Source organism: Verrucosispora sp. FIM060022 (genome assembly GCF_003977705.1).
Lineage (GTDB): Bacteria > Actinomycetota > Actinomycetes > Mycobacteriales > Micromonosporaceae > Micromonospora > Micromonospora gifhornensis.
Genome location: NZ_RQIV01000001.1, coordinates 1,200,451 through 1,215,358 on the forward strand (window position 1 = coordinate 1,200,451; position 14,908 = coordinate 1,215,358).

Annotated in this window: 11 protein-coding genes; 7 read left to right on the top strand and 4 right to left on the bottom strand. The window is 71.4% G+C overall.

Translation table 11 applies throughout. The annotated features are described in order from the left end of the window. The first annotated feature begins 1 nt into the window (after position 1). The 5 genes from EG812_RS05265 to EG812_RS05285 are packed head-to-tail and all read left to right on the top strand — an operon-like array spanning position 2 to position 7,731. Positions 2–1,258 carry a DegT/DnrJ/EryC1/StrS family aminotransferase gene (locus EG812_RS05265; protein WP_126710882.1) on the top strand — a complete coding sequence of 419 codons (1,257 nt, stop codon included), beginning with the start codon at positions 2–4 and terminating at the stop codon, positions 1,256–1,258. Beyond that, a complete protein-coding gene (locus EG812_RS05270) occupies positions 1,255–2,313 on the top strand; it encodes an ATP-binding protein (RefSeq protein WP_126710883.1) in 1,059 nt (352 codons plus the stop codon). The genes EG812_RS05265 and EG812_RS05270 overlap by 4 nt, the downstream gene beginning before the upstream one ends. After that, entirely contained in the window at positions 2,310–3,620 is a 1,311-nt protein-coding gene (locus tag EG812_RS05275; protein ID WP_013734183.1) for an MFS transporter, read from the top strand. The genes EG812_RS05270 and EG812_RS05275 overlap by 4 nt, the downstream gene beginning before the upstream one ends. Further along, complete coding sequence (locus EG812_RS05280; RefSeq protein WP_126710884.1) at positions 3,617–4,255, top strand: class I SAM-dependent methyltransferase; 639 nt, start codon at positions 3,617–3,619, stop codon at positions 4,253–4,255. Before EG812_RS05275 ends, EG812_RS05280 begins: the two co-directional genes overlap by 4 nt. Continuing rightward, positions 4,252–7,731, top strand: coding sequence for a condensation domain-containing protein (locus tag EG812_RS05285; RefSeq protein ID WP_126710885.1), 3,480 nt, complete (start codon positions 4,252–4,254; stop codon positions 7,729–7,731). The genes EG812_RS05280 and EG812_RS05285 overlap by 4 nt, the downstream gene beginning before the upstream one ends. A 58-nt stretch (positions 7,732–7,789) precedes the next feature. On the opposite strand, the gene pyrF is transcribed toward EG812_RS05285, so the two are convergent. Genes pyrF through EG812_RS05300 form a run of 3 tightly spaced genes read right to left on the bottom strand, consistent with a single transcriptional unit; the run spans position 7,790 to position 9,578 of the window. Continuing rightward, on the bottom strand, positions 7,790–8,647 hold the full coding sequence (gene pyrF / locus EG812_RS05290) for an orotidine-5'-phosphate decarboxylase (protein WP_126710886.1): 858 nt from the start codon (positions 8,645–8,647) through the stop codon (positions 7,790–7,792). Continuing rightward, on the bottom strand, positions 8,647–9,366 hold the full coding sequence (locus tag EG812_RS05295) for an HAD family hydrolase (protein ID WP_126710887.1): 720 nt from the start codon (positions 9,364–9,366) through the stop codon (positions 8,647–8,649). The genes pyrF and EG812_RS05295 overlap by 1 nt, the downstream gene beginning before the upstream one ends. Next, positions 9,363–9,578, bottom strand: a complete 216-nt coding sequence (locus EG812_RS05300) for an MbtH family protein (protein WP_013734178.1) — start codon at positions 9,576–9,578, stop codon at positions 9,363–9,365. Before EG812_RS05300 ends, EG812_RS05295 begins: the two co-directional genes overlap by 4 nt. Before the next feature lie 174 nt (positions 9,579–9,752). Between EG812_RS05300 and EG812_RS05305 the strand changes: the two genes are divergently transcribed. Continuing rightward, positions 9,753–12,044: an AMP-binding protein gene (locus EG812_RS05305; protein WP_126710888.1), complete on the top strand. Its 2,292-nt coding sequence runs from the start codon at positions 9,753–9,755 to the stop codon at positions 12,042–12,044. 3 nt (positions 12,045–12,047) lie between these two features. Further along, positions 12,048–13,073, top strand: coding sequence for a 3-deoxy-7-phosphoheptulonate synthase (locus EG812_RS05310; RefSeq protein WP_126710889.1), 1,026 nt, complete (start codon positions 12,048–12,050; stop codon positions 13,071–13,073). 42 nt (positions 13,074–13,115) lie between these two features. On the opposite strand, the gene EG812_RS05315 is transcribed toward EG812_RS05310, so the two are convergent. Continuing rightward, a complete protein-coding gene (locus EG812_RS05315; protein ID WP_126710890.1) occupies positions 13,116–14,903 on the bottom strand; it encodes a condensation domain-containing protein in 1,788 nt (595 codons plus the stop codon). Positions 14,904–14,908: the final 5 nt, after the last annotated feature.

Below are 14,908 nucleotides of genomic sequence, written 5' to 3' on the forward strand. Positions count from 1 at the left end.
CATGACCTCCACCGGACTCGCCGCCACTGCGCCCGCCATCGACCACCCGCAGCAGTGGCCGGTCTACGACACTCAGGCTGTCGCAAGAGCCACCGACCTGATCCGCGCCGGCCGCACCTTCGACTACCGGCACGGCCCCGAGATCGCCGAGATCGAGCAGTTGTTCTCCGAACACCTGGACGGTCGACACGTCCTCGCGGTCAACTCCGGCACCAGCGCGTTGCTCGCCGCGTACTACGTCCTCGGGCTCGGCCCCGGTGACGAGGTGCTGGTGCCGTCCCTGACCTTCCTCGCCACCGCCTCGCCGCTGTTCGTGCTCGGCGCCACCCCGGTGCTCTGCGACAGCGGATCGGCCAACGGCAACGTCACCGTCGCCAGCCTGGCCGAGCGGATCACCAGTCGGACCCGGGCCATCGCGGTCACCCATCTGTTCGGTCATCCCTGCCCGATGGCGGAGATCGCACAACTCGCCCGCGAACGGTCACTGGCACTGATCGAGGACTGCTCGCACGCCCACGGATCGACCATCGACGGCGTCCCGGTGGGCACCTTCGGCGACCTCGCCGTCTTCAGCATCGGCGGACTCAAACTCGTCAGCGGTGGGATGGGCGGCGTCCTCGCCTGCCGCGACACCCGCCACTACGACCTGGCCTGCCTGCTGAGCAGCTTCCGGCAACGCAGCAACCTCACCGTCCGCGATCCGGCGCTGCGTCGCCTCGCCGACGTCGGCTTGGGCGGCAACCTGCGGATCAGCCCCGTCGCGGCCGTCCTGGCCAGCAGCCACATGCGACGGCTCGACGCGCTGGTACGCGCCAAACACGACAACGCCACCGCACTCGTCGCCGCGCTGTGCACCCACCCGGGCATCGAAGGACTGGGCGTCGCGGCCGGACACACCATGGGCGGCTGGTACGACATCGTGCTGCGCGTCGACCCGCTGCGCGCCGGCTTCGACCGCGACGACCTGGTCGCCGCGCTGAAGCGGCACGGCGTACGGGCCGGTGTGCCGCAGACCGCCCCGCTGCACCGTACGTCGGTCTTCACCGGCGCCCGGCCGCCGACCTGGCACGCGTACTCACCGGCCACGCTGCGCCGACGCTTCACGTACGCCCCGGAGGACCTTCCGGTGAGCGCTCGTCTGCACGACGAGTGGATCAGCCTGCCGGCGACCTACTTCAACGAGCCGCAGGAGGACCTGCTCGGCGCGTACCGGCGAGCTGCCGAGCGGGCGCTGTCCGACCTGGCGGCGACCCGATGAGCCAGGTCTCGGTCTACCTCGTCGGCGTGCAGAGCCTCGCCAGCTGGTTCACCCACTTCGTCCAGTGGCGACCGGGCGATCGGCACCTGCATCTGGGCGAGGGGCCGGTCGACACCGAGGCGCTCCAGCGCAGCTTCCAGGGCCTCGACGTCGCGACCGCCGTCTTCCTCACCAGCCACGACACGCTGCTGCGGGACCGGGAACTCGCCGCCGGGCTGCGCCTCGCCGGCCACCGGGTCATCGTCCAGTCCGCGAACGCGGCGAGCCTCGGCCTCGACAAGGTGGCGATGAAGCGCTTCTTCGACCGGCACGGCATCCCCACCGCGCCGTGGCGGTACCAGGACGAGGGCACCCTCGACGGCGCCGGCGACGACCTGCTGGTGGTGAAGGGCCGCAACAGCACCCAGAGCATCGGGATCCGGATGGCCACCGAGGTGACGTCGTCCCCGCAGTACTTCACCGAGCGGTACGCCGACGGGGTGGAGTACTCGGTCGTGGCGCACCGTACCGCCGGGCGCACCATCACCCTCCCGCCGGTGTGGAAGGGACCCACCTCGCCGATGCTGGTCCCACCGTGGCGCCGGCTGCGGCTGTGCCCCGCCCCCGGCCTGACCCCGGCGCTCGACACCTGGCTGCGCGACACCACCGAAACCATCGCCCGGGCCGCCGACGTCGACGGCTACCTGGAGGTGGAGTTCCTGGTCCGGGCCGACGGCACCGGACTGGTCCTGGAGATCAACCCGCGGATCTGCGGCACACTGCGCATCGCCGCGCTGGCCGCCGAGGTTCCCGTCTTCTCGCTGCACCACCTGACGTCGTCGGCGGCGCTGCCGGCCCTCCGGTACGCCGCCGAGGTCCCGTACACCGGGGCGTCGTTCAACGATCCGGCACAGCAGGTGTACGCCACCTCGCGGCTCACCGTCGCCGCGCCGGACCCGACGACCGTCATCACCGCGCTTCGCCGGCACGCCGGTGACCGCGCACTGCTCTACGACCCCTGGACCACCGGCAACGCGCCGACCCTGCTCGGAGCCCGAGAGGAAACCCCGTTATGAGCACCGAAACCGTCCGCGATGGAGCACCGTCGGATGACGGAGCTCCACCACCCTCGCTGAACCGGCACCGCGACTTCAACAAGCTCTGGCTCGGGCAGGGGATCTCCGCCTTCGGCACCGAGATCACCACCCTGGCGTTGCCGCTCACCGCGATCCTCATCCTGGATGCGAGCGCCACCCAGATCGGCGTCATGTCGGCGTTGCGGGAGCTGGCCTTCCTGGGCCCTCTGCTGTTCTTCGGCGTGCTCGTCGACCGGATGCGCCGACGTCCGTTGATGATCGGTACCGACCTGGCCCGTGCCTTCGTGATCGGTCTCGTGCCGGTGCTGGCCTTCCTCGACTCGCTGACCATGATGGTGATGTACCTCGTCGCCTTCACGGTCGGTTGTCTCTCGGTCATCTTCGACCTGGCCTACCGCTCCTACCTGCCCAGCATCGTCTCCCGCGAGCAGTTGATGGCCGGCAACAGTCGGCTGCAGGCCACCGACTCGCTGTCCCAGATCGCCGGTCCCGGCCTGGCCGGTCTGCTCGTGCAGGCGTTGCGAGCACCGTTCGCGCTGGTCATTGACGCGATCTCGTTCGTCGCCTCGGCGATCGCCATCGCGATGGTGAAGACCCCGGAGCCGCCGGTCGAGCGGTCCGCCGAGGACATCGGTCGCGGCTGGCGGGGAGTCTTCAGCGACATCGGCAACGGCATGCGGATCACCGTCCGGCACCCGGTGGTCCGGGCGCTGGCCGGCAACAGCGCCACCTTCAACTTCTTCTCGATGCTGATGCTCACCCTCTTCGTGCTGTACGCGACCCGCGAGTTCGGCATCACCCCGGCCGCGCTCGGCTTCATCTTCGCCGCCTTCGGCGTCGGCGGTCTGATCGGCGCGGTGACCATGGGACGGCTGCTGAAGGTGTTGGGCTACGGACGGCTGCTGATCGTCGCCTACCTGCTGGCGGTCGTGCCGATCGTGGCCATACCGTTCGTCGACGGTTCGCCGACCACCGCCGCGATCCTCTTCGGCGTCATCCATTTCGTGGTCGGCTACGGCATCGTCTCGTCGAACATCGCCGAGATGACCATGCGTCAGATGGTGATTCCGCAGCACATCCTGGGTCGCGTCAACGCCAGCTTCCGGTTCCTCATCGGTGGCCTGGTGCCGATCTCCGCCCTGGTGGCGGGCCTGCTCGGGGACTCCATCGGGTTGCGGGCGACGCTGTTCATCACCGCCGTGGGCATCCCGCTGTCGCTGCTGTGGCTGATCTTCTCGCCGATTCCGAAGTTGCGCACCGTACAGGACGTGGAGGCGACGGCATGAGTGGTCCGACGTTGGACGGTGGCTGCGACCGCGGGTACGCGATGAGCCCCTGCCTGTGGGGACGTGAGCCGGAACCGGTCGTCGAGAGCCTGGCCCGGCGCACCTCGCTGGAGGGCCTCCGGGTGCTGGACGCGGGCTGCGGGGAGGGGCGCAACGCCGCGTTCCTGGCCCGACAGGGTGCGCTCGTCGACGCGACCGACGTGTCCGAGCTGGCGTTGCGCAACGCTCGGGGGGCCTGGCCGAACGAACCGGGGATCACCTGGTCGGTGCGGGACGTGCTCACCCAACCGTTGCCGCCCGCCAGCTACGACGTGGTGGTCTTCGACAGTGTGGCGCACTGGCTCGCCGACGAGGCGTCCGTCGCCGCCGCGGTCACCGCCCTGCAACAGGCCACCCGGGTCGGCGGCTGGCACGTCCTGTGCGCCTTCAACGACCGCGCCCAGGAACTGGACAACCACGTCAACCCGCCCCGCTGCATCCTGCCGCACGGCACTCTCGTCGGCTACTACCTCAAGCCGGACTGGGAACTTGTCGAGGTACACGACGACGACGTCATCTCCTCCCACGCCGACCAGCCCATCCCGCACCGGCACTCGGCCACCCGGCTCCTGGCGCGGCGGTGGGGGACAGGGTGACCGGCATCGAGATCCCGCGTGGCCGGCTGGCGCCGTTGTCGTTCCCCCAGGAGCAACTGTGGCTCATGGAGAGCCTCGCTCCGGGCACCTACAACGAGGTCTGGGTGCTGCGCATCGAGGGCGAGCTGCGGGTGCCGCTGCTGCAACGAAGCCTCGACCTGATCCTGAGCCGGCACGAGGTGCTGCGCTCCACCTTCGACACCGTCGACGGTACGCCGGTCTGCCGCATCCGGCCCGAACTCACCATCGACCTGGGACAGCCGACGGATCTGGCGTACGTGCCGGTGGCGCTGCGCGATCAGACGGTCGCCGATCTCGCCGCGCTGGTCGCGGACCCTCCGTACGACCTGCGTAACGGTCCGCTGGTCCGCGCCGCGCTGCTGCGGCTCGACGACGCCGAGCACATCCTCGTCCTCGCCACCCACCACATCGTGGCCGACGGCTGGTCGCTGCGCGTGGTGCTGCACGAGCTGCTCGCCGCCTACGAGGCGTTCGTTGCCGGGCGGGCACCTGAGCTGCCACCGCTGCCGTGCCAGTACCGGCACTTCGCCGAGGAACAGCGTCGGCTGCTCGACGGTCGGGAACTCGCCGAGGAACAGCGGTACTGGCGTACGCAACTCGACGGCGCCGTTCCCGTGCTCCCACTGCGTACCGGCGGTCTGCGTCCACCGGTCAAGTCCCCGCACGGGCGACGCATCCAGGTGACCTTCCCGGCGAGCCTGGCCCGGTCGCTCCACCGGCACGCCACCGGCTGCCGCAGCACCCCCGCCGCCGTACTGCTCGCCGCCTTCACCGCGGTCGTGCACCGTTACACCGGTCGGCGGGACCTGCTCATCGGCACCGCCAGTGCGGCCCGTCCGGACGAGCAGTGGGAGCCACTCGTGGGCTTCTTCGCCACGACGGTGCCGCTGCGCCTGCGACCCCGCCCCGACCAGTCGTTCCATGAGCTCGTACGGCATGTGATGGAGGTCAGCCTCGACGCGCTCGACCACGACCGGCTGCCCTTCTCCCACCTTGTCGACCTGGTCCGACCCGACCGGGACCCGAGCTACCATCCGCTGATCCAGGTGGTCTTCTCGCATGCCGACGTCCGCGACGCGGAGCTGACCGGCGAGACCCTGCGCCTGCGGTACGAGCACGTTCCCCGTTCCCGGTCCCGCTTCGATCTGATCGTGGAGGCCCAGACCAGCCCGACCAGCATCGGTTTCTGGCTGGAGTTCGACGAGCAACTGCTTCCCGAGCCGTTCGTGCGGGCCCTCTTCGACCACCTGCGGACCCTGCTGGCCGCGGCGATCGAGGCGCCCGGGATGGCGCTGACCGATCTGCCGATGCTCTCCGCCGCGGAGCGGGCCGTGGCCATCGCCGAGGTCCCACCGGTGGGTGTCCCGGTCCCCGCGGCGGAGCAGGTGGTGCAGGGCCGGGACACGCTCGCACCGCAGGGCGTGGTCGGCCGGATCGTCGCGGTCGACCCGCAGCACGTCCGACTGGTCGGCGACCGTCTCCTACCGGTGCACGGGCAGACCCTCACCGACACCGGCGACCTCGGATACGTCGACGGGCGGGGCGAGATCGTGCGCCTCGGCCCCCGGGACCAGCATCCGGTGATCAACGGGTTGACCGTGCCGTTGGACGAGGTGGCCGCCACGCTCTCGGTGCATCCCGGCGTCCGTGCCGCCGAGGTCGGCTACGACGGCACTCCGCCGGTGCTGCGTGCCCGGGTGACGTGCGCCGGCGACCCGGTCCCGACCGCTCGGCAGCTGGCCGAGTTCCTCGCCACCCGGCTGCCCCGGTACGCGATTCCCGACGTGATCGACGTGGACCGCCCGGCGGCCGAGAGCACCGGCGACAGCGCGATCCTCGGCCAGGTACGCCAGAGCTGGCGGCAGGTGATGGGCCGCGACGACCTCGACGACGACGATGACTTCTTCGCCCTCGGCGGACACTCGATCCTGGCGGCGGAACTGGTGTCGCGGCTGCGTACCGAGCTCGGCCGACAGGTGCCGATCCGGTGGATCTTCGAGGCCCCGACGGTGCGCTCCCTGGCCCGCCGGATCGAACGGGAGGACACGGCCGGCCCTGCGCGGGCGCACGTCGCCGCCCCGACCGGCACCCCGACCCTCGGATCGGGCAGCCGGGCAGCGCCCGGGCCGGGGGCCGAGCCGGCCGGTGCCGCGCCGCTGACGGCGGCGCAGACCCAGATCTGGGTGCTGGACCGACTCGCTCCCGGTCGGGCCACCTATCACAGCCCGCTGCGGGTCGACATCGACGGCACACTCGACGTGGCCGCGCTACGGCAGGCGTTCGCGCAGGTGGTCGAGCGGCACGAGATGCTGCGCAGCGTGATCCGGTTCGTCGTCGACCGGCCGGTGCAGGTGCCGCAGCCGCAGGGTCCGCAACTGGCGGTCACCGACCTGAGCGCGCTGCCACCGCAGGCGCAGGCGGCCGAGGTCGACCGGCTCGCGCAGGCGCAGGCGCTGCGACCGTTCGACCTCGCCCGGGAGCCCGGCATCCGGGCAACCCTGGTCGTGGGTGCCGACGCGCGGCACGTGCTGCTGCTCACCGTGCATCACATCGCCATGGACGGGGTGGGCTTCCAGGTGTTCTGTCGGGACCTGAGCGCCTGCTACAACGCCCTCGTCGGCGGAGAGAACCCGCCGGCGACGGCAGGCGGGCTGACCTGGCAGCAGTACGCCCGCTGGGAGGACGAGTGGCTGGGCGGCCCCGAGCCGGCCAGGCTGTGGGCGTACTGGGAGCAGACCCTGGCGGGGTTGCCCGTGCTGGCGTTGCCGACGCCGCTGCCCCGGCCGCCCCTGCCCACCTTCGACGGTGACCAGCTCACGATCCTGCTCGACCCGGAGCAGACCGCAGAGGTGCTGCGGTTGGCCACCACCCGGCGGGTCAGCCCGTTCATCCTGGTCACCGCCGCGCAGGCGGCCTTGCTGCACCACCTTTCCGGCAGCGACGACGTGCCGATCGGCACGGTGGGGGAGAACCGCCGCCTGCCGGGCGCCCAGGAACTGCTCGGCTGCACCATCGCGACGCTGGTGCTGCGGGTGGACTGCGCCGGTGATCCGTCCTTCGCGCAGCTGCTGACCCGGGTACGGGACACGGTGCTGGGCGCGTACGACCATCAGGGCCTGCCGTTTCCTCAGCTGGTGCGGGCCGCCGCGATGCCGCGGCACCTGGACCGGCTGCCCCTGTTCCAGGTGGCGGTGGAGTGGCAGGAGCCCGACCGTAGTGGGTGGAACCTGGCGGGCTGCACGGTCGACTGGCACTTCACCCGGCTCGACACGGCCCGCAACGACCTGTACTTCACCGCCGCCCTCCGGGCCGACCGGTTGGAACTCAGTGTCGAGTTCAACACCAACCTGTGGGACGCGCCGACCGCGCGCGGACTGCTGACCCGCTGGCGCGACCTCCTGGTGGCGGCGACGCGTCGACCCGACCAGCGGTTGTCCGAGCTGGCCGGGTCGTGAGCAGGCAGCCGGGATGTCGGTGCCCTCGATACGGCGGGGCATCGACATCCCGACCTGTCTAGCGGTGTCGCGCGATCTCCTCGTGCCACCACCGGATCCCGGCGCGCAGCGCCGTCGGCGCGGGACCGTGCCGCAGCACCCCGGTCGTCACCGTGAGCATCGCCCGGTCGGTCGCGTCCCGGACCGGGGCGAGGACCTCCTCGGTACGGCGGTCGGCCCGACCCAGCCCGGGGATCTCCAGGACACTGTGCGGCAGGCGGTCGACCAGCTGCGCCGACTCGGGTGGCCGGGCACCCACCACCGCCGCCGCTGGTCCGGGCTGGGCGGTGCCGCAATGCTCGGTGTGCCATCCGGTGAGCGCGTCCGCGATCGCCTCGGCCGTGCTGGTGCCGCCGGCGGTACGGCTGCCCTGGACCTCTCCGGCGCCGTGGTTCGACGTACGGACCAACGTGAAGACCGCGGTGCCGCTGTCCTGCGCGATCCGCAACAAGGGGTGCAGTGTCGCCGTACCCATGAATGCGCAGGTGGTGACCGCGTCCCCGCCGAGTTGGCTGTCCGGCCCGAGGTAGAGATCCGCGTAGGCGGCCATCGTGTCGTCGGCGTCGCCGACCTTGGCGTCGAGGAGCACCAGCGCGTCCCGCTCGTGCGCGCCGTCGACGAAACGGCGCAACGCCGCCAGCCCGGCGGTGCCGTGACGCAGATAGAACGGAACCTGGACCTTGTAGCCGGCCACCCCGTCGCCGGCCGCCTCCAGGATGATGTCGCCGTAGCGGTCCAGCGACTCGCTGGTGTCGTCCAACTCCCACCGACGCAGCCAGGACGCCGACGGGGCTACCCCGAGGCAGAGGCTGCCCCGTTGGGCGCTCAGCCTCGACCATGTCCCGGCAAAGCTGGTCCCTTCTCGGGTCAGCGGCATCAGGATCCCTTCCGCACCGTCCGGGCAGGCAGCAGCCGGACGAGCTGATCGAGTGTGGTGATGGTGGGTACGTCGGCCTGCCCGTCACCGGTACGGTCCAGCCATACCCCGGTCAGCCCGGCTGCGATGGCGGCGCGGGCGTCGGAGTCGAGTCGGTCTCCCACGTAGACCGTCTCGGCGGGTGCGAGTCCGAGCCGGTCGCAGACGGCGTGGAAGATTCGTGGGTCCGGTTTGGCCACCCCGTCGACGTCGTCACAGCAGACCAGCGCCTCCAGCCGGTCCCGGATGCCCAGTGCGGTCAGCTTGCGGTGCTGGTACGCCCGGTCGCTGTTGCTCATCGCGGCGAGGCGTACCTGCGCGTGCCGCAGGGTGTCGAGCGCGGGCAGCACGTCGGGGAAGAGCGTGAACGCCTTGTCGCAGTGTTCCAGGTACCGGGCCACCCAGGCGTCGGTCTCGCTCTCCTCGGGGCCCAGCGGGAACCCGGCCGTCGCACAGAACTCCCGTGCCCGGCGTCGACGTTGTTCGGTGAAGGTGCACTCACCGCGCAGATACGCGGTGAAGTGGATCTGCTCCAGGTGCCGCCAGAGGGCGAGGTACTGCTCGGCATCGGTGGGGCTCACCGCCCTCGTCGTGGCCAGGTGGGCCAGCAGACCGCGGCCGGTCGCCCCGGAGAAGTCGACAAGGGTGTCGTCGATGTCGAAGACGACGGCGCGGATCACCGCGTCGACGACCGGGCCGCGAACTCGCGCAGGCTGCGCGGTCGCATGTCGGTCCAGACCTGTTCGATGTAGGCGAGGCACTCCTCGCGGCTGCCCCGCTTGCCGGCCTCGCGCCAGCCGTTGGGCAGGTTACGTCCGGTCAACCAGAGAGAGAACTGCTCCTCGTCGTTGGAGACCACCACGTATTCGGCGTCGTCGTCCGCCACGCTCATAAGTCCTCCTCGGTCGTGCGCTTCCGGAAGCATAACTGGAGACAACTACAGTCTCAAATCTACCGACAAGGCGCTGACTCTAGTTATGCTTGGCGATCCGAGGGTTGTCGTGACGTGCGCGAGGAGGCAGCTGTGACGGCATCTGCGCCGCAGTCCAGATTGACGATATCCGCAATGGACCGGGTATCGACAGAGCTCACCGCGCCGACGACAGCGCGAGACGCCGTCGCGCCGCACTGGTCGACCTACGCCGCCGCCCTGCTCGTGCTGCTGCGTCACTGCGGCCCACACGCACCACGCCGGGTCGCCCTGCGTGTCGAAGGGGCATCGGCGACGGTGTCCGTACCGTCCGATCCGACGACGATGGCGCGACTCGTCGACACCATCGCCGGTACCCCCCTGAGCAGCGGCGAGGTCTCGGCGCCGGCGGCGTTCCACTGGCGCCATCCGCACCCCGACACCGACGCCCAACTCGTCCTCACCGGCGACGAGACGGGGATCTCGTGGCGACTCGCCCAGGGCTGGTCCGCCCCGATGCTCGCCACCGAACTGGACCGCAACCTCGCCGCCCTGCTGGCCCAGGTGGCCGACGACCCGCACCGGCCGATCGGGACGCTCGCCGTACCGGACCGGACGGCCCAGGACTGGTTGGCGCGCCACGGACGGCCCGCCGACACCGCGCTCGTCGGCGGACTCGTACCCGACCTGGTGGCCCACCAGGCGCAGCAGCACCCCAGGCGTCTCGCCTTCGGATCCGGTCCCGCGAGCCTCACCTACGGCGAGCTCGACTCCCGGGCCAATCAGTTGGCCCGGGTGCTGCGGGAACTCGGCGCCCAACGGGACGGTTGCGTGGGGCTGATGATGGATCGTGGCAGCGAGATGCTCGTCTCCTTCCTCGCCATCCTCAGAAGTGGTGCGGCGGCGATCCTGCTGGACCCGGCCCATCCGGCGCAGCGGATCGCCGAGGTGCTCGACGTGGCCCGCCCACGCGCGGTGCTCACCCTGGCGCGCCTCGGTGCCGTCCTGCCGCCCGGCGCGGGCACCGTGGTGGCCGTCGACACCGAGTGGCCGCGCATCCACCGGCTCCCCACCGACGACCCGGGCATCGCCGTACATCCCGAGGACGTCGCCTACGTGGTGCACACGTCCGGCTCGACAGGCACGCCCAAACGGGTCGCGGTCCTGCACCGGTCGGTGGCCCACTCGGTCGCCACCCATCAGGAGGGTCACCGCATCACCGCGCAGGACCGGGCCGCCTGGCTGGCACCACCCGGTTCCTCGGTGTCGGTCGGCGAACTGTGGCCCTACCTCTGCGCCGGGGCCAGTGTGCACACCGCACCACCGGAGATCGTCGGCGCCGCGCCCCTGCTGCGCGACTGGCTGGTGGCCGAGAAGATCACCAAGGCGTACGTCAGCATGCCCCTCGCCGAGCAGCTCTACCAACTGCCCTGGCCCGCGCAGACGGCCCTGCAACTGTTGACCGTCGGCAGCGACAAGGTGCGGCGGTGGGCGGCACCGGATCTGCCCTTCGAGGTCGCCGTCGCCTGTGGCTCGTCCGAGGCCAACGGCATCAGCAGTTGTCTGGTGCCGTGGGAGGACCGCCTCACCAGTGCGACCGCCACCAGCAGCGACCGGGCCGCGCCACCGCCGATCGGCAGGCCGTGGCCGGGCGTACGGGTCGAACTCCTCGACACCGCGATGCGCCGCCTGTTGCCCGGCGCGGTCGGCGAGATGTACCTCGGCGGGCCCGAACTCGCCCGGGGATACCTCGGCGACCCGGCGCAGACCGCGGACCGGTTCCGACCGGACCCGTACGGGCCACCCGGTGCCCGCCTCTACCGCACCGGCGACCTCGCCTGCTTCGACGAACGGGGACGGTTGCACCACCGGGGTCGCGTCGACCGGGAAGTCAAGATTCGGGGCTTTCGGGTCGACCCCGCGGAGGTGGAGCGGGCGCTGCTCGCCCAGCCCGGTGTGCAGGACGCGGTCGTGGTGGCCCTCGCCGACGAGGACGGCGAGAGCCAGCTCTGCGCCTATCTGGTGGCCCCGGAGGCCGAACCGCACCGGGTCCGGGCCGCGCTCGTCGACCTGCTGCCCGGGCATGCCGTGCCGGCCTCGTTCACCCTGTTGGACCGGCTGCCGGTGACCGCCAACGGCAAGGTGGACCGCAATGCGCTGCCCGCACCCGACTGGACCACCCTCCGCAAGCCCTACCGGGCACCCCGCGACGAGGTGGAGCGTGACCTGGCGCAGCTCTGGGCGGATCTGCTGCCGGTGGCGCAGATCGGCCTGGACGATCACTTCTTCCACCTGGGCGGCGACTCGATGTCGGCCAACCGGCTCGCCGCACGCCTGAGTCGCCGGCTGCGGGTACGGATCACCGTGCGCGCGGTGCTGGAGCACCCCACCCTGGTCGAGCTCGCGGAGTTCGTCAGGTCCCAGGTGCGTATCGCCACGCGGAGCTGACCCGTGCTCGTCGAGCTCGCCCCGCACAGCAGCGACGCCGAGCTGGCCTCGTTGGCCACCCGGATCGCACGACACGAGGACGTCACCGCCTGGCCGCTGCGCCTGGCCGGCAGGTGCTTCCTCGTCGTCGCGGGAGACGAACGGTTGGTGCACCGGGTGTCCTCCGCCGCGATCCGCGCCTGGCACAGCACCGCCGAGCGGGGCTACTGGCTGGTGGATCGGGCGAACGCGGTGCTGCCGCGACGGGTGCCGCTCGGGAGCGGCCACGTCGGCGGCGGTGACCTGTGGTGCGGGGCCGGACCGTGCGCGCTGGAGTCGGTGTCGGACACGGTGCAGACCGCCGCGATGGTGCGCCGCGCCGGGGCCGACGCGGTGCGGGCCAGCCTGTTCAAGGTCAGGAGCGGTCCCTACCATTTCCCCGGCAAGGGACGCGGTGGCCTGTCGGCGTTGGCCGAGGTCCGCGCGGGGGGCGGGCTGCCGGTCATCACCGAGGTGGCCGACCCGCGGGACGTCGGAGCGGTCGCGCAGGTCGCCGACTGCCTACAGGTCGATCCGCGCAACATGACCAACCGGGCGCTGCTGGCCGAGCTCGGCGGCAGTGGTCGGCCGGTGCTGCTGATGCGGGGCGTACGCGCCACCGTCGCGGAGTGGCTCAAGGCCGCGGAGTACGTCGTCAGCCACGGCAACCCGCACGTCATCATGTGCGCCCGGGGCGTCGTGTCGTTCGACCGGTCGCTGGCGTACCAACTGGACTACGGCGCTGTCGCGGCGGTACGGCGACACACCGACCTGCCCGTCATCTTCGACCCGAGCCACAGCACCGGCAGCGCCGCGGCGGTCGCACCGGCTGCGTTGGCGGCCGCCGTCTTCGGCGTGGACGGGCTGCTCATCGAGACGCATCCCGCGCCGGAGCGGATGTACCGGCCCGGCGACGCGGCACAGATGTATCCGGTGGATCGACTCGCCGCGCTGCTGGCCGCCTGCCGGCAGGTCCGGGACCTCGCCGCGGGCCTCGACGCCTTCGCGTGAGGCCCGCGGCCTGAGCGTGCTGCCCGCAGCCGGCGGTGCCGATCAGGGCTGCCCGTCGAGCAGCTGCTCCCGTTCGTCCGGCGACAACTGTGCCGCCCGCTCCAGCAGCAGGCGCTCGACGTACTCGGCCTGGGCGGCCACCGTCTGATACTCGAACAGCTCGGCGACCCCGACGTGGGCGCGGAACGTGTCACTCAACCGGAACGAGAGCTGTGCGACGGTGAGCGAGTGCCCGCCCAGGTCGAACAGGGCGTCGTGGGCGCCGGGGGAGACGCCGAGCAGCGACTGCCAGGCGGCGGCGATGGTCTCCTGGAGATAGCCCTGCGGCTCGACCCGGTCCGCGGTGCCGGCCCACGCGAGGACCTCGACGGTGGCCTGGTCGTCCTGGCTCGGGTCCGGTGGCACGTCGCCGAGTCCCGGGATGTCGCATACCCGGCGGTCGGGGTCGCTGGTGACCGCGTCGACGAGCGCCCAGAACTGGCGCGCCCACTCGGTGATCCGGGTCGCGTCGATGATCGCGTCGTCGAAGTCCCACCGGGCGGTCAGTTCCACGTCGCGGACCACCTTCACCATCAGGTCGTACTGTGCCCGGCCGCCGGTCAGCACGATCTCCTCGCAGCTCGCCCCGAGGTAACTGCCGCTCATGCCGGGCTGTCCCTCGACGGAGAAGACAGTCTGCACCAGTGGGGTGGAGCCCATCTCCCGTGGCGGGCGCAGCTGCGTGACCAGCTGTTCGAACGGCAGGTCCTGGTGCGCGTACGCGGACATCGCCGAGGCGTGTTCGGTGGCGATGAGGTCACGCAGCGACGCGTCGGGGTCAGCCGTGCCGCGCAGCACCACCATGTTCAGGAAGTAGCCGACCATGTTCTCGGTCTCCGCCAGTGGCCGGGCGCTGACCGGCGTACCGACCAACGTGTCGCGCTGCGCGGTGAGGCGCCACAGGAGCAGCCGGAACGCGGTCAGCAGCACGACGAAGGGGGTCGTGGCGTGCTGGCGGGCCGCGGTAGCCACCCGGTCGGCCAGCCCGGTGGGGGCGGTGAAGTCCAGGTAGGCGCCGCCGCGTCGGGCCGAGCGGGGATTGTCCAGCGGCAGGAGCAGCCGACCGGACGTCTGGGCCAGCCGATCCGTCCAGTACCGGGTCAGCGCGGTCAGCCGCTCACCGGCCAGGAAGCCGCGCTGCCACTGGGCGAAGTCGCCGTACTGGACCCGCAGCGGTGCGAGCGCGGCGGGCCGGCCTTCGCGTCGGGCCTGGTAGAGCGTCTCCAGATCGACCAGGAGTACGCCCTGAGAGACCCCGTCGGTCACCATGTGGTGGGAGGCGAGCACCAGGACGTGGTCGTCGGGTGCGAGGCGGTACAGCCGCAGCCGCGCCAGCGAACCCTGTTCCAGATCGAACGGCACCGCGAGGTCGCTTGTGGCGGCCGCGGTCGCTGCGGCGATTCCCTGCCCGGTCAGGTCGGTGACGCTCACGTCCACCGGGGCGGATCCGGATACGAGCATCGGGATCTCGCCCTGACGGATCAGTCGGCTGCGGAGCGGCTCGTGCCGTGCGACGAGGTCTTCGAACGCGGTGTGCAGCGCGGCGAGATCGAGGGGGCCGTGGAGGCGGAACGCGACGTGGTCGACGAGACTTCCCGGTTCCCCGGTCATCAGGTCGGTCAGCCAGACCTGTTCCTGTCCGCTGGACAGACGTACCGGCGCGCTCGGATCGACGCGCGGCCGCAACGTGCCGGCCTCGGTGTCGCGTCCCAGCAGCCGAAGCGCCGCCTCCCGCCGGTTCGCCGGCAGGCTCGCCAGCCGTTCTAGCAGATCTGTCGTCTCGTCGGCCATCGCGT